Here is a 20,063-nt window from a genome sequence, read left to right as displayed (position 1 = left end):
CGCCAAGGGAAGAGCGAGGGCGACGAGCAACGCTGTACAGCGTTCTCGCTTCCGGAGCCGTAGAGCCGAGCTTGTCATCGAAATCCTCTCGGGACGCATCAAATTGTGTCGTGCCGCAGGCTATTCGACTGCCCGACTTTTTAACCACTGATTGTAAGGCTGCCGCGCGCCGGTTGTCCGCCGCGCAAATGTGGAATCATGGATTCCGTAAATGCGAGCAGTTGCCAACGTGGATCAGTTGTCGATGCGGGTCATAGGGGACGTATTCGGGCGAGTCTATGCCCTTTTGGTACAGGTGTTTGAGTCAACCCTTCAAAACTGCTTGTGAGTGGAGGGCTTCGTAGGGTTGGATCCGAGGTGATCTTTACGCTCGGTAGAGGGTTCCTTGGGGTGGGGTATGTCTTTCGACCGATGGTTCGGCCATGCTCTATTTGATTGGGCGTCAGTGAGCGCGAAGCGGAGCCACTGGCGTGCCATGGTGATTGCACTCACTTCTGGCGCCTTGGGTATTTCCATGCTCTCTGCGCCCGCCTGGGCCTCGTCCGGGCCGGGATTTTCGCTGCCTCAGGTACAGAGGACGCCCTCCGTACATGGCGCGGACCTTCAACCCCAGAAGTCCCCCCGGCCGGCCGTCGTGCCCAACTGGGAACCCACAGCGACCAGGTGGCCGGTATCCGGCCAAGCCGAGGTCATCCTGGCGCGCGGCGGCCAGGCCGCTGACACCGCGGCCGCGCCCCGCCTGCCACAGGCCGGCGTGCTGCCGGTAAGTGTGGGTCAGGCTCCTCCACGTGCAGGCAAGGCGCTTCCTGCGGGCAGCGAACTGGCGCGGGTCCGAGTGTCGGTGGCGGACCGGGCCGCAACCGGTCGTGCCGGAGTTGAAGGGTTGTTGCTGTCGATTTCCCGCGCCGACGCGACCCCGGCCAAGGGCGTGGCCAGGGTCCAGGTGGACTATTCCGCCTTCCGGGATGCGTTCGGAGGCGACTGGGCCTCCCGTCTCCACCTGGTGGTGCTGCCTGCCTGCGCGCTGACCACCCCAGAAGTAGAGAAGTGCCGCACGCCAACTTCTATCCCCACCACGAACGACACCACAGCACATACGCTGACGGCCACCGTCACCCTGCCTGCGGCCGCGACTCCGTCATCTATGCCCAGCATGGCTCCGGCAGCGCAATCGCTGGTGCTGGCCGCCACCGCGGGTGCCAGTGGCGACGCGGGTTCGTTCAAGGCCACGTCCCTGTCCCCTTCGGGCTCCTGGTCGGCGGGCGGCAACTCCGGCGGGTTCGGATGGAACGTCCCCATGTCGGTGCCGCCGGTGCCGGGCGGGCTCGCCCCCAAGGTGCAGCTCAGTTACAACTCGTCGTCGGTTGACGGCCGGACGGCCTCCACGAACAACCAGGCGTCATGGATCGGCGAGGGCTGGGACTACTCCCCGGGGTACGTCGAGCGCAGCTACGCCTCGTGCGAGAACGACAAGCAGGGTGGCAACAACACCGCGAAGGTCGGCGACCTGTGCTGGAAGTCGCAGAACGCGACCTTGTCCCTGAACGGTTCCTCGAACGCCCTGGTGTGGGACGCGGGCAAGAAGATCTGGCGGCTCGCTGACGACGACGGGTCGCGGATCGAGCAGATCTTCGGCACCACGCCGAACGGGGCAGCGGGCGAGGGCGATGACGACAACGAGTACTGGCGGCTGACCACGCAGGACGGCACGCAGTACTGGTTCGGCAAGAACCGTCTGCCGGGCTGGACCACGGGCAAGGCCGAGACGAACTCCGTCTTCACCGTGCCCGTCTTCGGAAACCACACCGGGGAGCCCGGCCACGCCTCGGCCTTCGCCTCCTCCGCGGCCAACCAGGGCTGGCGGTGGAATCTGGACTACGTCGTCGACCCGCACGGCAACGCCATGGCGATGTACTACACCAAGGAATCGGGCTACTACGCCGAGAATGTCAAGACCGACACCCCGGTGAAGTACACCCGCGGCGGCTACCTGGCCCGTATCGACTACGGGCTTCGTGCGGGCGCCGTCTACAGCACGGCCAACCCGGCCGGCCGCGTCAGCTTCGACACCGCCGAGCGCTGCCTGTCCTCCTGCGGCACCTTCGACACCGCTCACAAGGCCAACTGGCCTGATGTTCCTGTCGACCTGGACTGCACCGCCACCAGCACCGACTGCCAGCAGACCAGCCCCACGTTCTGGACGCGCAAGCGGCTCACCGACATCAACACCTTCGCCTTGTCCGGCACCACCATGCAGCCGGTCGACACCTGGACCCTTGCCCAGTCCTTCCCGCCTACCGGCGACACCTCGACCCCCACGCTGTGGCTGGACTCGATCCAGCACACCGCTAAGGCCGGTGCGCTCGCCGACATCACCATGCCCAAGACGACCTTCGGCTACGGGGACGGCCCGATGGCCAACAGGGTCGACGCAGCCGAAGGTCGGCCGCCGTTGTACAAGTACCGAGTGCGCTCGATCACCAACGAGACGGGCGGCCAGACGCTGGTCACCTACAGCCCCACCGAATGCACCCCGACCACGCTGCCTGCCCAGGACACCAACACCAAGCGCTGCTATCCGTCCTGGTGGACACCCGACGGCGCCATCGATCCGGTCAAGGACTGGTTCCACAAGTACGTCGTCACCCAGGTCATCGAGGACGACACCACCGCCGGCAGTGGATCGGCGTCCAAGACCACCACGTACCAGTACAGCGGTGGCCCGAACTGGCGTCACGACAACAGCGAGTTCACCCTCGACAAGCAGCGCACCTGGAGCGACTTCCACGGCTACAGCACGGTCCGCACTCTGGTCGGCGCCACCAACCGCACCCAGACCGAGACCAGTTACTTCACCGGTATGGCAGGCGACACCATGGTGGACGGCAGCCCACGTCCGCTCATGAACATCAACGGCGTCCCAGACCGTGAGGACTTCGCCGGGCGGCCCGCCGAAACCCGCACGTACGACAAAGAGAACGGCACGGTGGTCGCCAAGACCACCTACGTTCCCTGGCAGTCGGACGCCACCGCCACCCAGGCCGCCGTCACCGGGATCACCGACCCCGACAAGCCCACCACCCCCGGGCCCAACCTTCCCGACAGGACCGCCCACTACTCCGGAACGATCACCGAGACCACCAGCAACCTGATGGACACCGGTAGCTGGCGCTCGATGGTCACCACCCGCACGTACGACGTCACCTACGGCCTGCTCATCTCGCAGAGCGACGACGGCGACCCCACCGTCAGCGACGACTCACAGTGCGCCCGTACCGACTACGTCACACCGGACACGACGAACTGGCTGATCAGCTACCCCGCCGAAGTCACCACAGTCAACGCGGTCGGCTGCGACCGGGCGATATCCAACGGCACGATCACCGGCCTCACCCGCACCTCGTACGACGACCACGCCAACGGCGTGGCTCCGGACGCCGGCAAGGGCAACATCACCAAGGTCGATCAGGCGTCGGGCTTCGACGGTTCCAACGCTCCCGTGTGGGAGACCGTTTCGCAGAGTACGTACGACGCGTATGGCCGGGTGAAGTCCCTTGCCGGCCAGGACGGTCAGACCACCACGACGGACTACACCCCCGCGACAGGTGCACAGCCCGTAACCGTCAAGGTCACCGACCCATTGCAGAACACCGTCACCACCACGCAGGACGGCGTTCGCGGCCTTGCCCTGACGGTGACCGACGCCAACAACCGCAGCACCAACAGCCAGTACGACAGCCTCGGACGGCTGGTCAAGGGCTGGAGCACCGGTCGCGCCACCACCTCCACCCCCAATGTGACCTACACGTACAGCATCTCCAGCACCGTGCCCTCCACCGTCACCACGAAGAACCTCTACGAAGACGGCACCACTGGAACGTCGATCACGCTCTACGACTCGCTGCTGCGTCCCCGTCAGACCCAGTCCGACGCGATCGGTGTCACCGGTCGGATCATCACCGACACCTTCTACGACACCCTCGGTCGCGCGTACAAGACCGACAACCCGTACTACAACAGCCTCGCCGTTACCGGCACGCTCTACTCGGTGCCCGACAACCAGGTCCCCAACGCCGCTGTCACCGAATACGACGGCCGGGGCCGCCCCACCGCGGCGATCACTTTGTCTCTGAACGTGGAGAAGTGGCGCACGACCACCACCTACGGCGACATCTGGACGGCCACCCTGCCCCCGACAGGTGACACCGCGACCCTGGCCGTCGCCGACATTCGCGGCCACCTCATCGAGCGTCGCCAGTACAAGGACCGCACCCCGGTCATCGGCGCGGCGCGCTCGCAGTACGAGAAGACCACGTACGGCTACGACACGCTCGGCAACCTGGTGAAGGTCACGGACAACTCCGGCCGCAACACCTGGACGTACACCTATGACTTGCGGGGCCGGCAGACCACGGTCGTTGACCCGGACAAGGGCACTTCGGTCACTACGTACGGCACCGACGGCCGCCCGGCGACGGTGACCACGGGCCAGGGCACGCCCGACGCCCACACGCTGGCAACCACCTATGACACCCTCGGTCGCAAGACCAGCCTCCGCGTCGGTTCGGTGACGGGCACGAAGCTCGCCGACTGGACGTACGACACAGCGCCGGGTGGCAAGGGGCTGCAGGCCACGGCCACCCGGTACGACACGAGCGTCACGCCCACCGCCGCGTACACCACGGCTGTCGCCGGTTACAACAGCGACGGCAATCCGAGCGGTATCGCGCTCACTGTGCCGTCTGTGGCAGGCGAGGAGAAACTCGCCGGTACCTACACCGTCGCCAGCACCAACACCCCTGTCAGCGCGATGCCGTTGACGACTGTGTTCAGCACCGACAACACGAACGCCACCACGGCACTGCCTGCTGAAACCGTCACCAACCACTACGGGGCACAGGACCAACTCGGTCTCGTCGACAGCACCCTTCCGCAGGTGTACCTGCGTGGTGCCAGCTATACAGAGTTCGGAGAACTCGCCCAGTCTCAGCTCGGCAATCTCGGTACCCGGGTGATCCAGGACCTCACGTACGACGCGGTTACTCGCCGACTGGCCACGAGCGTCGTCAATCGTGAGGCATCCGGACCGCAGACCCTGTCCAACATCACCTACAGCTACGACACCGCAGGCAACCTCACCCAGGTGCGCGACAACCAGAACGACAACACCGTCGTCGACGACCAGTGCTTCACCTACGACTGGGCTCGCCGCCTCACTGACGCCTGGACCAGCGGCGACTCGTGCACCACCCGGTCGGTCAACGGCGTGGGCACGCCCAACCTCGGGACCACCGACCCGTACTGGACCAACTGGACCTTCACCGAAAGCAACGACCGCGCCACCGAGACCCAGCACAAGGCCGGCCCGATCACCGCCGACACCACCCGCACCTACACTTACCCCACCAACACGGGCGACGCCCAACCACACGCGGTCCGCACAGTCACCGCGACTGGCGGGGCCACGGGCTCCGACACCTTCCGCTACGACGCCACCGGCAATCTCACTCACAAGACCCCGGCCGGAGGGCCCATCCAGGACCTGACCTGGACCCCTGAAGGCAACCTCGCCAGCTCGACCATCGCAGGCAATGGCACGACCAGCTTCGTCTACGACAGCGAAGGCACCCGGTTGGTCAAGCGCGAGCCCACCGCGACGACCCTCTACCTGCCCGGCGGCCAGGAACTGACGCTCACAAAGGCCACCGGGGCTCTCACTGGTACCCGCTACTACGCGGTCCCCGGTGGGTCGGCCGTCCGCACCAGCTCGGACGGCAAGGTCCGCCTCCTGGTTGCCGACCCGCACGGCACCAACACCCTCTCCGTCAGCGCCACGAACCTCGCCTTCAACCGCCGTAAGTCGCTCCCCTACGGAGGCTCGCGCGGCACCCCGCCCGCTTTCTGGCCGGGCCAAAAGGGCTTCGTCGGCGGCGACACCGACCCCACCACCGGATTCACCCACCTCGGCGCCCGCGACTACGACCCCACCACGGGCCGCTTCATCAGCGTCGACCCCCTCCTCGAACTCGACAAACCCCAAACAATCGGCGGCTACGCGTACGGTTCCCACAATCCCATCACCTATTCTGACCCCACCGGAGAAGGTGTCAAAGAGTGCATGAACGGCGCGCTCTCAAATTGTTCCAATGGTACGCCGACGGATTCTTCGACTTATGAATCTGAAAAAGATCAAGGCAGTTCGTCGACAGGTAGTGACAGCCTTTTTTCGGAACCCCCACCCAGTAGCTCTGATGAGTATTGCGCGACTTGTGTTCTGCAGCCCTACCGGGCTCCGCATCTCCCTGCCCTTGAATTTCATTTTGCAAAAATATTTCCCTATCAGGGAATTATCGATGATCCCGCAGAAGATAATGATGCAGAATCCAGGGAGCTGCTCTACCAGTGGCTGTTCAGCACCCTCGGCGCTCATCCCGTCTTCCGTGGGGGCGATGCTGTTGTCACTCAACTGTCGCAATCCTCGGAGGTTGTGAAAGCTCGCGATCAGCTACTCACTGCACTGGCAACGGGGTCCCCGCAGCGAACCGCTCCCATTAGCCATATCGACGAAGGTCCCCACGGCAAATGGGGTGGTATCGCTGGCAAGCTGCTCGGCCACATCGGTGGCCCACCATGGGACCTCGTCGGGGTTCTGTCCAACGGATCTGCTGGGGAATCCAACTGGGCGGACGCGTTTATCGGCACATACAGTGGTAACGCCAAGGTCGTCACAGGGGGGCCGAAGGGGACCGTACGGTTGCAGTTCACGATCAAAAATACCTCTGACTGGAATTCTGCGGTAAAGATTATACCGCGGCGTCCAGGACCTGCTAAGATCCTGGGTCTCGGAGCGCGGTCTGACGAAACGTTCACGTGGTCCGAGCAATGGCTCGCAGGTACAAGAAAGCCGGATGACTGGTTCCTTGAATTCAGCCCCTATTAGAATTCAATGCATCTGCATCTGCGTGAGGATCGAAGCAGATCCAAAGTAACGGAGTTGACGACGTGGAACACAAAGGGCGATCTCATTCGAGGTTCTACCGGCGCACGGCCAAAATCTCCCTGAGTGTTCTCGTCGGTGTGTATCTGGCGGCGTGCTCGTCACCTCATGGAGAGTCGACCGATATTTCTCATGATCAGGTGGTCGGTATATGGCAGAATGCGGAAGTCGGGAAAATCGATTTCCAGGGTGATCATCACTTTACGACTGCAGGTCTCAAATTCGAGAAATCCGTATTGGATGATTGTGAGCGAGGATTGACGTCTGGGTCGTGGACGTTCTACGACCAAGGTGATCATGGGGTGGGCGACTGGGCGAAGACCAGTGGATCGACTCTGGGTCTCGATTTTGATGGCGGCAAAGTAGATTGCTTCTTCAATTTGAATGCCCACATCTCGAATGGGCAAATTAATCTATGCGTCACTACGGACCCGGACGCGGTGTGCGGGAATGGAGTAACCTTCTCCAAGACTGCACAGGCGACCCGCAGATCAAGCTAGGACTCTTCGGCGACGGACAGCCAAGAGGCGCAGTGTCGCTTGGGGCCAACTGATGGATGTGCCTGGCCGGGTTCAGCGTTCGTGTCCTGGTCCAGTCACTCGCAGCGATTGAGCTGGGTCAGGGCCAGGCGGACCCGGCTTGTGGCTCGACTCGTCTGTCGCCGCCGCTCCGACCCAGGTCGGAGCGGGGGGGCCGCATCCGGCGCGCCCCCGCCTCCTCCCGCCCAACTCTCAGGCCCGCACCTGCCCGTTCTCGAAGTAGGTGATCAGGGACGGGTCCAGGGGTGGGATGTCGTACGGTGTGCCGCCGTTGCGGAGGGAGAGGGTGGCCATGTAGCCGGCGGCCACGCTCATGCGGGCGGCAAGGGGGGAGGTGTCGGTGGGGCCGCCGTGGCGGACGAAGTGGGCGAACTCGCGCATGATCGCGGCGTCGCTGCCGCCGTGGGTGCCCTCGGTGCGCGGGACCTGGTAGGCGATGTCGCAGTCCTCGCGGTAGCGGGAGGGGCCGGTGTTCCAGACCTTGACGACGGCGCCCGCCTCGTCGCCGAAGTTCTCCAGCCGGCCCTCGGTGCCGATGACCGTGTAGTTGCGCACGTAGTCCGGGCTGAAGTGGCACTGCTGGTACGAGGCGATGACCCCGTTGTCCAGCCGCATGTTCATCACCGAGACGTCCTCGACGTCGATGTGGTGGTTGAGGTTCTCCCGCGTGGTGGGCGGCCACTCGTACTCCTTGAGCCAGCCGTCCGGGCGCGGCGTGCCCGGGGCCCGGCGCGGCAGGTCGCCGTGGAGCATCAGGTCGCCGAAGGCGTTGACGCGCTCGGTGTAGCCGCCGGCCAGCCAGTGCACCACGTCGATGTCGTGCGCGGCCTTCTGCAGCAACAGGCCCGTGGTGCGGGCGCGTTCGGCGTGCCAGTCCTTGAAGTAGTAGTCACCGCCGTAGGAGACGAAGTGCCGTACCCAGACGGTCTTCGGCTCGCCGATGTCACCGCGGGCGATGATGTCGCGCATCTGCCGGACCACGCCCATGTGCCGCATGTTGTGGCCGACGTAGAGCCGGGTGCCGGTCTCGTACGCGGTACGCAGGATGGTGTCGCAGCCCTCGATGGTGATGTGCATGGGCTTTTCCAGATACACCGCCTTGCCGGCCCGGAGGCAGTCCACGGCGATCCGCTCGTGGGTGTCGTCGGGGGTGACGACCAGGATCGCGTCCAGGTCGTCCCGCTCCAGCAGGTCGCGGTGGTCGGTGACCCCGTCCTCCACACCGAGCCGCTCCATGCCGCGCTTGAGGGCGGCGGGGTCGGTGTCGCAGACGGCGGCCACCACCGTTCCGCCGCCGGGGCGGTGGGCGGCCAGCGGCAGCGAGAGCCGCAGGCCCAGACCGATGACGCCGAGGCGCACGTCGTTCACAGGGGTCCTTACGTCGAATGGCTTGCGCGGGGTCACTTGGAGCCGGTGAAGGCGATGCCCTCGGTGATCCGGCGCTGTGCCGCGATGAACATGATGATCATGGGGAGGCTGGCCAGCAGTGAACCGGCCATCAGCACGGGGTAGTCGGTGACGTGCTCGCCCTGCAGTGAGGCCAGGCCCACCGACAGCGGCATCCGGTTGGCGTCGCTGGTGACCACCAACGGCCAGAGCAGGTCGTTCCAGGACCAGAGCACGGTCAGCACGCCCAGCGAGATCAGACCCGGCTTGGCGAGCGGCAGCATGACGGACCAGAAGACCCGCAGCGGTCCCGCGCCGTCCAGCCGCGCCGCCTCCTCCACGTCCTTGGGCAGTGAGAGGAAGAACTGGCGCAGCATGAAGGTGCCGAAGGCGCTGAACATGCCGGGCAGCACGATCCCGGTGAGGGAGTTGAGCAGGCCGAGGTTCATCACGATCCGGTACTGCGGCAGCAGGTAGAGCTGGCTGGGGACCATCAGCACCGCGAGGATGACCAGGAAGAGCGCGTTGCGGCCGGGGAAGCGCAGCCGGGCGAACGCGTAGGCGGCCATCGAGCAGAAGAGCAGCTGGGCGGTCACCCTGACCACCGTGATGACGACGGTGTTGAGGAACTGCTCCAGGAACGGCGTGGTCCTGAAGACCGCCGAGTAGTTCTCCCAGTGCCAGCCGGGTACGAAGGTCGGCGGCACGCTCGTCGCCTCGCCGAAGCTCTGTACGGAGGTGAGGAGTTGCCAGAAGAACGGCGCGATCATGGCGGCGGCGCCGATCGCGAGCACCACATGGACGGGCCACAGCCGCTGCCTACTCATAGTGCACCCACTTCTTCTGCAGCCGGAACTGGACGGCGGTCAGCAGCAGCAGGACCAGCATCAGCACGACCGCGATGGCCGAGCCCATCCCCTGGTCGTTGTTGAGGAAGGTGTCCTCGTAGTAGAGGTACGCGATGGTCTTGCTGCCGGCCAGCGCCGGGTTGGACTTGCCGAGCATCATCAGGACGGTGTCGAACATCTGCAGGCCGCTGATCACCGAGAGCACCGAGACGAAGAAGATGCTCGGGCTGAGCAGCGGCAGCGTGATCGAGAAGAACTGCCGGATCCGGCCCGCACCGTCGATCGAGGCGGCCTCGTAGTAGTGCTGCGGGATGCCCTTGAGACCGGCCGCGAAGATGATCATGTTGTAGCCGAGGACGGCCCAGACGCCCACCACCGCCATGGCGTAGACGGTGAAGCGCGGATCCGAGACCCAGTGCTGCCCGTGGATGCCGACCAGCGACAGCAGGTAGTTGATCAGGCCGTAGTCGCCGTTGTAGAGCCAGCGCCAGACCATCGCCACGGCGGCGGGCATGCTGACCACCGGGATGAAGTACAGCGTCCGGTACAGCCCGACCCAGCGGCCGCGCATCTGGTTGAGGAGGGCGGCGAAGACGATCGAGAACGGGATCGCGAGCAGGATCAGCAGCGAGTACTTGACCGTGTTCCAGGCCGCCCGGGGCAGCGCGGGGTCGGAGAGGAAGGACCGGTAGTTCTTGAGGCCGACCCAGGTCTGGCCGCCGAACGCGCCCCACTCGGTGAAGCTGTAGTAGATGGACTGGGCTATCGGCCAGAGGTAGAACACCGCCAGGCCGAGGGCGAGCGGGAGGATCATCAGATATCCCCAGATCCACTCCCGGGGGTGGCCGTGCTCCCCGCGCCCGAGGCGGCGGGCCCGCGCCGCCGCCTCGGGGGCGGCGACGGGGCGCGCTTCGGTGAGGGTCATCGGCTACCCCTTGGCCAGGTCGGAGTTCATGACGTCCGCCGCCTGCTTCGCCCCCGTCGCCAGGTCCACCTTGCCCGCCCAGATCTGGTCGAGGACGGTCTGGGTGTCCTTGGCCCAGGTCTGGGTGTTCACGGAGATCGGGTAGGGGCGGGCGCTGCCCAGCTCGTCGATGAAGGTCTGTAGGTGGAACTGCGGCACCGACTTCACCCAGGTGCCGGAGAGCCCGTTGTACGCCGGGATCACCGCGCCGGAGGCGGCCTGGATCTCGTTCGCCTGCCGTCCGCCCAGGAACTTGACGAACTCCCAGGCGGCCGCCGAGTGCTTGGTCTTGGCGTAGATCACGTTGCCGAGGCCGTTGATGACGGTGCCCTTGCCCGCCGGGCCTGCCGGCAGCGGCGCGACGTCGGCGGACAGGCCCGGCGCGTTCTTGTACGTCAGGGTGTCCCAGTCGCCGTCCGCGAACATCGCCACCTTGCCGGAGGCGAACAGCTGCGACGGGTCGGTGTCCGTCATCTGCTGGGCGGTGGGCGACGTCTTGTACTTGGAGACGAAGTCGAGCGCGTACTGCAGTCCCGCGACGCTCTTCGGGTCGTTCAGGCCCGAGGTCTTCTTGTCCGCGGAGATGACGCTGCCGCCGGCCTGCAGGATCGTGTTGTACAGGTTCTCCTGGGTCCAGGACGGCGAGGCGATGCCCCAGACGCCCTTGGCGGTGTCGGTCAGCTTCTTGGAGGCGTCGATCACGCTCTGCCAGGTCCAGCTCGCGTCGGGGTACCTGACCTTGGCGGCGTCGAAGAGCTTCTTGTTGTACCAGAGGCCGACGGTGTCGAAGTCCTTCGGCATGCCGTACTGCTTGCCGTCCAGCGTGTAGATGGCGTTCAGGGACTTGGGGAACGGGCTGTTGTCGAAGCCGCTCTTGCCGGAGAGCGACTGGAGCTGGCCCTGCCCGGCGTACAGGCCGATTCGGGTGCTGCTCATCCAGAAGACGTCGGGGGCGGAGCCCGAGGCGGCCTCGGTCTGCAGCTTGGTCCAGTAGTCGCTGTTCGGGGTGAGCTGGATCTTGACCGTGATGCTGGGGTGGGCGGCGTGGAACGCCGTGACGATCTTCTGCATCGCCGGCAGCTGGTTGGGGTCCCAGATGCCGTACGTGATCGTCACCGGACCGGAGTCCGCGCTGTCCGACGAGTTCGAGGCGGACGAACAGCCGGCGATCCCGGTCACCAGTGCTGCGGCGCAGAGCAGCGCCGACACCTTTCTGATCATCTTCGGTCCAATCCCTGAGGCGTGCTTCGTGGCCCGGACACTAGTGAGCATTTATGCGGAGGACTAGCGTTAATCGAGCAGAAGTGCGCAGCCGAGGCAGGAACGACACCTTCCCGAGATCGCTCCGTGACCTCAAGGGGGCGAATCGGACATCATTTATGCGATCGCTTGACGTAAAGGCGGGCTGAGTCATCGGCCGGGTCGTCAGGAGGAGAAGAGCAGCCGCTCGGCGTGGTTGAGCGTGTAGCGGACCGCGCCCAGGCAGACCGCGTCGCCGCCGAGCTCGGAAGCGAGCACCTCGGGCGCGTAGAGGCTCACGCCGCCCAGGTGGCGGCGGATCGGCTCGACCAGCAGCTCACCGGCCTGCGCCAGGCTGCCGCCGATCACCACCAGCTCCGGATCCAGCGGGGTCACCAGCGTGACCAGGCCCTCGGCCAGGGCGTTGGCGAAGGACTCCACGGCCGCCGCCGCCTTCTCGTCGCCCTCCCGGGCCCGGTCCATGGCGAACAGCGCCGCCTGCGAGGGCGCCCGCAGCTCCCCGGGGTCCACCGACATCGCGTAGTCCATCACGTGGTGGAAGGCGGCCCAGCGGCTGCTGCGCTGCCCGCCCAGTTCACCTGCCGCGGCGTGCGAGCCGCGGTACGGGACCCCGCCGAAGAGCAGGCCCAGGCCGATCCGGCTGCCGGTGTGCAGATAGAGCACGTTCTGCCGCCCGCGTGCCGCCCCGAGCCAGTGCTCGGCCAGTACGGCCAGCCGCATGTCGTTCTCGACCAGCACCGGAACCGGTAGCCGGGCGGTGAGTTCGGCCTGCAGCGGCACTCCGGTCCAGTCCCCGAGCACGACGCTCTTGACCACCCGGCCCTCGCCGTCGATGACTCCCGTGGTCCCGATGCCGACCGCCGTGAGGTCGCCGGGCGCCAGCCCCGCCGCCGCCGTGGCCCGCTCGACCAGCCGGACGATCGCGGCCAGCCGGTCGGCCGACGGCAGGTCCGCCGGGACGCTCTCGGTGGCGGTGGCCACGATCTGCCCGCTGAGGTCGGCCACCTTGCCCACCATCCGTGAGGCGCCGATGCTGACCCCCGCCACGTGCCCGGCCGCCGCCCGGAACGCGAACCGCCGGGCCGGCCTGCCGCGCTGCCCCTCCGACGACCCGGCGGTCAACTCCTCGGCCCAGCCGTCCCTGAGCAGGATCTCCATGATCCCCTCGGCCGTCGCCCGCGAGATCTGCGCCTGCCGCGCGAGCCCCGCCAGCGTCGCGCTCTCCATGTCGTGCAGGCTGCGCAGGACCGCCACGTGGTTGAGCCTGCGCAGAAAGCTCCCGTCGCCGCTCTCCCGTGGCACCGATCCTCCAGTGAGCCGTGGCTGAAGCCGATTTTCCCCAGCGCTCAGCGAAAATCGTACAGGGCCGGTCGTCCCAGGGGCCGCGGACCGGCCGCGGACCGGCTCCGGACCGGCCGCGGACCGGCTGCGGACCGCCCTCGGCCCTTCGGCCGCTACGGCTGCGACCCTGGTCAGAGCGGTGGTGGCCCCCTGATGAACGGCGCCGGAACATCGCATGGCCGAGCCCGGATCGCGGCCCCGCGCGGATAGCGTGTGCGCACCACGCGTGCGGGCGTGGGGGCACGCGCTACGGGGTGGCGCGGCGGGGGAGGGGGACCGGTGCAGGACTGGTTGTCGCCGGACAACGTCATCGCGATCGTGGGCACGGTGATCGGCACCGCGGCGACCCTGATTCCCTTCGTGGCCGACCGCAAGCCGCGCAGGCGCCGTATCGGGTACCGGGTGCAGATGGACGTGCCGGTGGACCGGCGCGGTTCCGGCCCGGCCGCCGCGGCCGCGACCGGGGTGTTCCAGCTCGACGGTGTGGAGCCGGGCTCGCTGGTCCTGCTGCGGGTGGAGAACGACGGTTCCCAGGACATCCACAGCGTGGACTACCCGGGGCCCGAGCACGGTCTGTCGGTGGACTTCGACCGGCGGCGGATCGCGAAGTTCTCGGTGCTGTTCCCGCGCAACGCGCGTTACCTCAACCGGTACTTCACCGAGGACCAGGGCTTCGGCCCGGACCCGCACGACCCGTCGGTGCTGCACCTGCCGCGGGTGGAGCTGCCCCGGGGCAAGCACTTCAAGCTGCTGGTGCTGCTCACCGGGGGCGAGCCGGGCAACGCGATCCAGGTCAGCCCCGAACTGCTGGACGGAGAGGTGCACGAGAACCACTCGGCCACCGTGGACGACCTCCCGCGCCTGTTCAGCCGGTCGGCGCAGGGACTGCTCGCGGTGCTGCTGGCGTGCGTGCTGGGGTTGAGCGGATACCTGGTGTTCGGCCCGAACCGTACCCACCCGGACTTCTGCGAGAAGGGCACGCTGACGGTGGTCGGGTCGACGGCCTTCAAGCCGACCGTGCTGACCTTGAGCCGCACGTACGAGGCGCTGTGCCCGGGGTCGAAGGTGACCGTCGACGCGGAGGGGAGCGAGAGCGGGCTGTCGGTGCTCCAGCAGGCCGACGACCCGGGGCACGTGCTCGCGTTCAGCGACGGACGCTCCGAGGACCCGTCGCTCACCAAGGGGCTGACCGCGACACCGGAGGGCAAGGTCGACTTCGCGGTCATCGCCGGGCCCGGTGTCACCGTGCGCGACCTGGCGACCAGCCGGATCCGGGTGCTGTTCACGGGCGGCGTGGCGACCTGGAGTACGCGGGAGGCGGCTCCCGGTCCGGGCGGACGGCCGCTGCCGGTGGTGCTGGTCGGCCGCAAGAGCGACTCCGGTACGAGGAAGGTGCTGCGGGACACCCTCCTGGGCGGCGGCGGAGAGGCGGCGCAGACCTCGCAGGACTGCCGCGGCAGGTTCCCCGGCTCCGACCGGCAGGTACTGCGCTGCGAACGCCAGAGCACGGACGACGTGATCGCCACCGTCCGCACGGTCCCCGGCGCCATCGGCTACGCCGAGTTGACCACCGCACGCCAGCAGAAGGCGACGGTCCTCGCCATCGACGGCCAGGCCCCGGGCGGCGCCGCCTACCCGTTCCACGCCACCGAGTACGCCTACGCGAAGACGGCTCTGCCGCACGGCTCGATCGCCGCGGGATTCCTCACCTTCCTGGACACCACCGCCTCACAGGCCCTCACCTCCGCGGACGGCGCCGCGAACTGACGGCACCGCGAACCGACGGTCGCGCCTCGGGCAGGCCCCCGAAGACGTAACGGAGGCTCCTCCGGTAAGGGTGTTAGGGTGGACCTCTAAGCGGAGGCTCCTCCGCTTTTTCGTCCTCGCCCGAGGAGGGTTCTCCCATGACCGCGACCCCCACCCCCGCCTCCACCGGCACCCCCACCTCCACCCCCGCACTCACCGCCACCGGCGTCCCGCGGGCCGGCGGTGCCGGAAGGATCGGCGGGAGCACGGTGTCCCGGATCGGCTACGGCGCCATGCAGGTGGGGCGGCTGCGGGAGGACCGGAAAGGGACGATCGCCCTGCTGCGGCGGGCGGTCGAGCTCGGGGTGGACCATGTCGACACCGCCCAGTTCTACGGTGACGGGTTCGTCAACGAGGTCATCAGGGACGCGCTCCGCCCCGAGGACGGTGTGGTGGTCGTCAGCAAGGTGGGCGCCGATCCGAATCCGGGTGGGGCGGTGCCGCTGCGGCCCGCGCAGCGGCCCGGGGAACTGCGGGCGAGCGTGGAGGACAACCTCAGGACACTCGGGCTCGACCGGATCCCGGTGGTGAACCTGCGCCGCCTCGACACCAGGCCGGGCCTGCGGGCCGAGGGCGACCAGGTGGTCGATCTCGACGACCAGCTCGCGCTGATGACCGCGCTGCGCGACGAGGGCAAGATCGGGGCGATCGGCCTGAGCGGCGTCACCCTGGAGGGAGTGCGCCAGGCGCTTCCGGCCGGTATCGCCTGCGTCCAGAACCTCTACAGCCTGGTGAGCCGCGGCGACGAGGAGATGCTGCGGCTCTGCGCCGAGCAGCGGATCGCCTGGATCCCGTTCTTCCCGCTCGGCGGCGCCTTCCCCGCCATGCCGAAGGTGGCCGACGCCCCGGCCGTCATCGCCGCGGCGCGGTCCCTCGGTGCCACGCCCGCCCAGGTCGGCCTCGCGTGGCTGCTGCACCACGCCCCGAACACCCTGCTCATCCCCGGCACCGCGGACGCCGGCCACCTGGAGGCGAACATCGCCGCCGGGACGCTCGCGCTCGACGAGGCGACGCTGGCCGCGCTGGACGCCACCGAGTCCCCGTCCCTCGACGGGACGACACTCGGCTGAGCGCGCCGACCGGCCGCGCCCCCGGCCGGCGGTGGCCACAGCGCGACCGGAGGGGCCACCTATGCTCGGCGGTATGAACCGATGGGAAGAGCTGACCGGCGGAAACACCGGCGAGGACTACGCCGCGCGGTTCGCGGCGCTGGCCGCCTCCGGCAAGGACACCCACGGCGAAGCGCGGTTCTGTGCGGCCCTGGTGCCCGCCGGGGCGCGGGTGCTGGACGCGGGCTGCGGCACGGGACGCGTCATGACCCGGCTGGTGGAGCTCGGTTACGACTGCGTCGGCGTGGATGTCGACGCCTCCATGCTCGCTGTCGCCCGCAGGCAGGCACCCGAACTGCCGTGGATCCAGGCCGACCTGACGGAGTTCGACCCGGCGGACTTCCAGCTCGCCGCGGACTTCGACCTCGTCGTGGCGGCGGGCAACATCTTCCCGCTGCTCGCCACCGGTACGGAGGAGGCCGTCGTCCACCGACTGGCCGCCGTCCTGCGCCCCGGCGGCCTGCTCGTCTCCGGCTTCGGCCTGGACGCCGCCCACCTGCCGGTGCCGCCCAGCATCACCCTGCCGGAGTACGACTCCTCCTGCGCCGCCGCCGGGCTCACCCCCGTCGACCGCTTCTCGACCTGGGACGCGGACCCGTACGACGGCGGCGGCTACGCCGTCAGCGTCCACCGCCGCTGAGCCACCGGCGCCGGACCGGCGTCAGATCCCCCACTCCTTCTCCAGGTCCAGATCGCCCTCGCGGCGCTCGGTGAAGGAGAACCAGTTGCCGGAGTCGTCGCGGAAGATCGCCTCGGTGCCGTACGGGCGCTCCTGGGGTTCCTGGAGGAACTGGACGCCGCGGGACGTCAGCTTCTCGTAGTCGCCGTGGATGTCGTCGGTCGCCAGCACGCCGGCGCCGAGGATTCCCTTGGAGATCAGCTTCTTCATGGCTTCGGCGGATTCCGCGTCCATCGCGGGCGGTCCGGGCACCATCAAGGTCAGTTCCACCTTGGGCTGGTCCGCGGCGCCCACGGTCAGCCAGCGCATTCCGCCGTCGCCCATCGTCATGTCGGTACGCACTTCCAGGCCGAGTTTCTCGGTGTAGAACTCCTTGGCCCGGTCCTGGTCCAGAACCCAGACGGTGGCAATGGTCAGACCCTTGATCATGGGTGCTCCTCGGTCGTGCCACGTCGTTTCCGCGGCTGCGGAACAACCCTAGGCACGTACCGATTCAGGGTGCTTCTCCGGAATTGCTGTGTCGGGCGGGCGGCTGCTGACCGGCGGAGGGTTCCTGGCCGGTCTTCGGGAAACCGCCCGCCCAGAGCATGGCGTAGCAGCCGGGGATCAGGGCGGCGCCGCGGCCGACATGGCGGGCGCGGTAGGCGGTCGGGGACATTCCCGTCGCCTTTTTGAAGCGGGCCGAGAAACTGCCCAGACTGGTGAAGCCGACCAGGGCGCAGATCTCCGTGACGGTGAGATCGGCCGTGCGCAGCATTTCCTCCGCCCGCTCGACACGGCGGCGGGTCAGGTACTGCCCCGGGGTCTGGCCGTACGCGGCCTTGAAGGCGCGGACGAAGTGATAGCGGGAGTAACCGGCGTGGGCGGCGACCGCGTCCAGGTCGAGCGGGCTCGCCCAGTCGCGGTCCATCGCGTCCTTCGCCTGGCGCAACTGCTTCAGATGGGCCACATCGGTCGCATCGGTCACAACGCATGGTGACACGCGGCGCCGCGGCCGGGCGACGCGGCGCCTGCGTATGCTCGCCTCCGGAATTCCCGTTCGAGAGGTGCCGCCATGGCCGCTACGCCGAAGACCGTCGCGCAGAAACTGCTGATCAAGCCGGGCACCACCGTCTGGGCCGCGCCCGAAGGCCATCTGGAGCTGGTGGGGGCGCTGCCGGACGGCGTCACCGTGGCGGACGGCCTGGCGGAGGCGGCGACCGGGCTGCTGTTCGCGGCCGACGAGGCCGCGGCGCGCGGGCTGCTCGACGCGCACCGGGACGCGCTCGCGGCGCCCGCCGCCTTCTGGGTCGCCTACCCCAAGGGGAACAAGACGGACATCAACCGTGACTCCCTGTGGCCGATCCTCGCCGAGTACGGGATGCGGCCGATCTCCCAGATCGCCGTGGACGACACCTGGTCGGCGCTGCGGTTCCGGATGCTGCGCGAGGGCGAGGAGTTCAAGGGCGGCGCGGGCGCCTGACGGCCGACCGCCGGCGCCGTCCGCGCCACGGAGCCGCGCCCCCTCCGACGCACGCCCTTATTATGGGGAGATGGGCCGTTCCGGGGGGACGGTTGAGGAGGTCGCGCGATGGCGGCTCACGTGAAGCCCGTACTGGACCCGGATATCTACCGGAGACTCGACGCAATGCGCGCGCGTGAGGAGCGTGCCTTCGCGTCGCGCACCACGAAATCGGCGCAATGGCTGGAGCAGGCCCGCACCCGGATGCCCGACGGGGTGCCGATGAGCTGGATGCGGGGGCTGTACCGGCATCTGCCCGTGGTGGCCGTCGAGGGCAGCGGATCGTCCTTCCGCGATCTCGACGGGAACAGTTATGTGGACTTCAACCTCTGCGATCTGTCGATGGCCGCCGGATTCGCCCATCCCGCGATTGCCGCGGCCGTCACCGAACAGGCCGCGCGCGGAAATCAGTTCCTGCTCCCGACCGCCGACGCCCTCGATGTCTGCGCGTTGCTGAGCGAGCGTTTCCCTTTGCCGCAATGGCAGTTCACGCTTTCCGCCTCGGGCGCCAACACCGACGCGCTGCGGCTGGCCCGTAGTGTCACCGAGCGCCGGGCGATCGTCGTCTTCGACGGCAAATACCACGGCCAACTCGACCAGACACTCTGGTCGCCGGACGGCGGGCGACTCGCCCGCGAGGGACTGGGACTTGACCCCGCGTCAGGAGACAGCACCACCGTCCTTCCCTACAACGACGTCGACGCGCTCAGGGCGCGCCTGCGGACGGGGGATGTGGCCGCGGTGCTGCTGGAGCCGACCCTGACGAACTGCGGGCTGGTGCTGCCCACCCCCGAGTTCGTCGCCGCGCTCAACGAGGACGTCCGGGGCAACGGCGCACTGCTGGTCGTCGACGAGACGCACACCCAATTCGCCGTCCACGGCGGCGGAACCCGCAGGTTCGGCTTCCGGCCGGACATCATCACCGGCGGAAAGGGCATCGCGGGCGGGGTCGCCATCGGCGTCTTCGGTATGACCGACGACCTCGGCGCCTTCCTGGCCGACCACCGCGCCGACGATCCGGGCACGCGTACGGTCGGCGACTCGACCGGGGTCGCGACCGGCGGCACCCTGTACGGCAACGCGCTCTCGATGGCCGCCGCGCGGGCCGGGCTGCGCGAGGTCTTCACCGAGGAGGGCGCCCAGCGGGTCGACACCCTCGCGGGCCGCCTCCAGGCCCTCCTCCAGCAGCACATCGACAGCGCGGGCCAGGACTGGACGATCGACCGCTTCGGCGGCCGCCTCCAGTGGCGGCTCACCCCCGACCCTCCGCTGACCGGCGCCGACTCCTGGCAGTCCATCGACCTGCCGTTCGTCGACACCCGAAGGATCCACTTCGCCAACCGGGGCGTCTGGGAGGCCATCGCCACCTCGGGCCCTTCGATCTCCTTCGCGGCCACGGCCGAGGACGTCTCCCGGTACGCCGAGGTGGCCGCGGAGTTCCTGGGCGAGCTCTTCGCCGATCCGGCCTGAGCGCCCGATTCCCCTGTTCCCTGCCGCTTCCCAAGGCCCTGGTCGGGGCGGGGGGTCAGCCCCGGCCCGCCCGGGGTGTGTGGGGTTGGGTTTGACGGCCGCCGACGAGTCCCACCAAGTTGCAACAACAAGGGGGGGCGGAAATGGTTTGTTGTAATTAAAA

Annotated in this window: 14 protein-coding genes; 7 read left to right on the top strand and 7 right to left on the bottom strand. The window is 67.9% G+C overall.

All coding sequences use genetic code 11. The annotated features are described in order from the left end of the window. Positions 1–634: 634 nt before the first annotated feature. Entirely contained in the window at positions 635–6,940 is a 6,306-nt protein-coding gene (locus tag AB0M29_RS41325; RefSeq protein WP_365392095.1) for an RHS repeat-associated core domain-containing protein, read from the top strand. A 62-nt stretch (positions 6,941–7,002) separates the two neighbouring features. Further along, positions 7,003–7,497 (top strand): hypothetical protein, encoded by a 495-nt coding sequence (locus AB0M29_RS41320; protein WP_365392093.1) that lies wholly within the window; start codon positions 7,003–7,005, stop codon positions 7,495–7,497. A gap of 231 nt (positions 7,498–7,728) precedes the next feature. Here AB0M29_RS41320 and AB0M29_RS41315 read toward each other — a convergent pair whose 3' ends face one another. The 5 genes from AB0M29_RS41315 to AB0M29_RS41295 all read right to left on the bottom strand — a co-directional run bounded on the left by AB0M29_RS41315 (position 7,729) and on the right by AB0M29_RS41295 (position 13,296). Continuing rightward, positions 7,729–8,904, bottom strand: coding sequence for a Gfo/Idh/MocA family oxidoreductase (locus AB0M29_RS41315; protein WP_365392092.1), 1,176 nt, complete (start codon positions 8,902–8,904; stop codon positions 7,729–7,731). A 32-nt stretch (positions 8,905–8,936) separates the two neighbouring features. Continuing rightward, positions 8,937–9,749, bottom strand: coding sequence for a carbohydrate ABC transporter permease (locus tag AB0M29_RS41310; RefSeq protein ID WP_365392090.1), 813 nt, complete (start codon positions 9,747–9,749; stop codon positions 8,937–8,939). Next, entirely contained in the window at positions 9,742–10,695 is a 954-nt protein-coding gene (locus AB0M29_RS41305; RefSeq protein ID WP_365392088.1) for a sugar ABC transporter permease, read from the bottom strand. Before AB0M29_RS41305 ends, AB0M29_RS41310 begins: the two co-directional genes overlap by 8 nt. Positions 10,696–10,698: 3 nt before the next feature. Further along, a complete protein-coding gene (locus AB0M29_RS41300) occupies positions 10,699–11,955 on the bottom strand; it encodes a sugar ABC transporter substrate-binding protein (protein WP_365392086.1) in 1,257 nt (418 codons plus the stop codon). 204 nt (positions 11,956–12,159) lie between these two features. Continuing rightward, on the bottom strand, positions 12,160–13,296 hold the full coding sequence (locus AB0M29_RS41295) for an ROK family transcriptional regulator (RefSeq protein ID WP_365392085.1): 1,137 nt from the start codon (positions 13,294–13,296) through the stop codon (positions 12,160–12,162). Positions 13,297–13,614: 318 nt separating this feature from the next. Here AB0M29_RS41295 and AB0M29_RS41290 point away from each other — a divergent pair, with 318 nt between their 5' ends. From AB0M29_RS41290 to AB0M29_RS41280, 3 genes are all read left to right on the top strand, one after another. Further along, positions 13,615–15,102: a substrate-binding domain-containing protein gene (locus AB0M29_RS41290; protein ID WP_365392083.1), complete on the top strand. Its 1,488-nt coding sequence runs from the start codon at positions 13,615–13,617 to the stop codon at positions 15,100–15,102. A gap of 137 nt (positions 15,103–15,239) precedes the next feature. Then, complete coding sequence (locus AB0M29_RS41285; protein ID WP_365392081.1) at positions 15,240–16,211, top strand: aldo/keto reductase; 972 nt, start codon at positions 15,240–15,242, stop codon at positions 16,209–16,211. 73 nt (positions 16,212–16,284) lie between these two features. Beyond that, entirely contained in the window at positions 16,285–16,890 is a 606-nt protein-coding gene (locus tag AB0M29_RS41280; protein ID WP_365392079.1) for a class I SAM-dependent methyltransferase, read from the top strand. A gap of 21 nt (positions 16,891–16,911) precedes the next feature. Here the strand turns inward: AB0M29_RS41280 and AB0M29_RS41275 are convergent, their stop codons facing one another. Beyond that, complete coding sequence (locus AB0M29_RS41275; protein ID WP_365392077.1) at positions 16,912–17,358, bottom strand: VOC family protein; 447 nt, start codon at positions 17,356–17,358, stop codon at positions 16,912–16,914. A 64-nt stretch (positions 17,359–17,422) separates the two neighbouring features. Continuing rightward, positions 17,423–17,839, bottom strand: coding sequence for a helix-turn-helix transcriptional regulator (locus AB0M29_RS41270; RefSeq protein ID WP_365392112.1), 417 nt, complete (start codon positions 17,837–17,839; stop codon positions 17,423–17,425). Between the two features lie 144 nt (positions 17,840–17,983). Here AB0M29_RS41270 and AB0M29_RS41265 point away from each other — a divergent pair, with 144 nt between their 5' ends. Together AB0M29_RS41265 and AB0M29_RS41260 are read left to right on the top strand one after the other, a co-directional pair. Further along, entirely contained in the window at positions 17,984–18,391 is a 408-nt protein-coding gene (locus AB0M29_RS41265; protein ID WP_365392075.1) for a hypothetical protein, read from the top strand. Positions 18,392–18,499: 108 nt separating this feature from the next. Then, positions 18,500–19,900: an aminotransferase class III-fold pyridoxal phosphate-dependent enzyme gene (locus tag AB0M29_RS41260; RefSeq protein ID WP_365392073.1), complete on the top strand. Its 1,401-nt coding sequence runs from the start codon at positions 18,500–18,502 to the stop codon at positions 19,898–19,900. Positions 19,901–20,063 lie beyond the last annotated feature (163 nt).

The organism is Streptomyces sp. NPDC051976 (assembly GCF_040680795.1).
Lineage (GTDB): Bacteria > Actinomycetota > Actinomycetes > Streptomycetales > Streptomycetaceae > Actinacidiphila.
Note: the sequence above shows the minus strand (reverse complement) of the source record. Positions and strands in the feature narration are given on the sequence as shown.

Excerpts from the sequence above, each read along its gene's own strand:
- AB0M29_RS41305 (WP_365392088.1), bottom strand. The coding sequence starts at position 10,695 with ATGACCCTCACCGAAGCGCGCCCCGTCGCCGCCCCCGAGGCGGCGGCG.
- AB0M29_RS41285 (WP_365392081.1), top strand. The coding sequence starts at position 15,240 with ATGACCGCGACCCCCACCCCCGCCTCCACCGGCACCCCCACCTCCACC.
- AB0M29_RS41270 (WP_365392112.1), bottom strand. The coding sequence starts at position 17,839 with ATGGACCGCGACTGGGCGAGCCCGCTCGACCTGGACGCGGTCGCCGCC.
- AB0M29_RS41310 (WP_365392090.1), bottom strand. The coding sequence starts at position 9,749 with ATGAGTAGGCAGCGGCTGTGGCCCGTCCATGTGGTGCTCGCGATCGGC.
- AB0M29_RS41280 (WP_365392079.1), top strand. The coding sequence starts at position 16,285 with ATGAACCGATGGGAAGAGCTGACCGGCGGAAACACCGGCGAGGACTAC.
- AB0M29_RS41275 (WP_365392077.1), bottom strand. The coding sequence starts at position 17,358 with ATGATCAAGGGTCTGACCATTGCCACCGTCTGGGTTCTGGACCAGGAC.
- AB0M29_RS41265 (WP_365392075.1), top strand. The coding sequence starts at position 17,984 with ATGGCCGCTACGCCGAAGACCGTCGCGCAGAAACTGCTGATCAAGCCG.
- AB0M29_RS41300 (WP_365392086.1), bottom strand. The coding sequence starts at position 11,955 with ATGATCAGAAAGGTGTCGGCGCTGCTCTGCGCCGCAGCACTGGTGACC.
- AB0M29_RS41260 (WP_365392073.1), top strand. The coding sequence starts at position 18,500 with ATGGCGGCTCACGTGAAGCCCGTACTGGACCCGGATATCTACCGGAGA.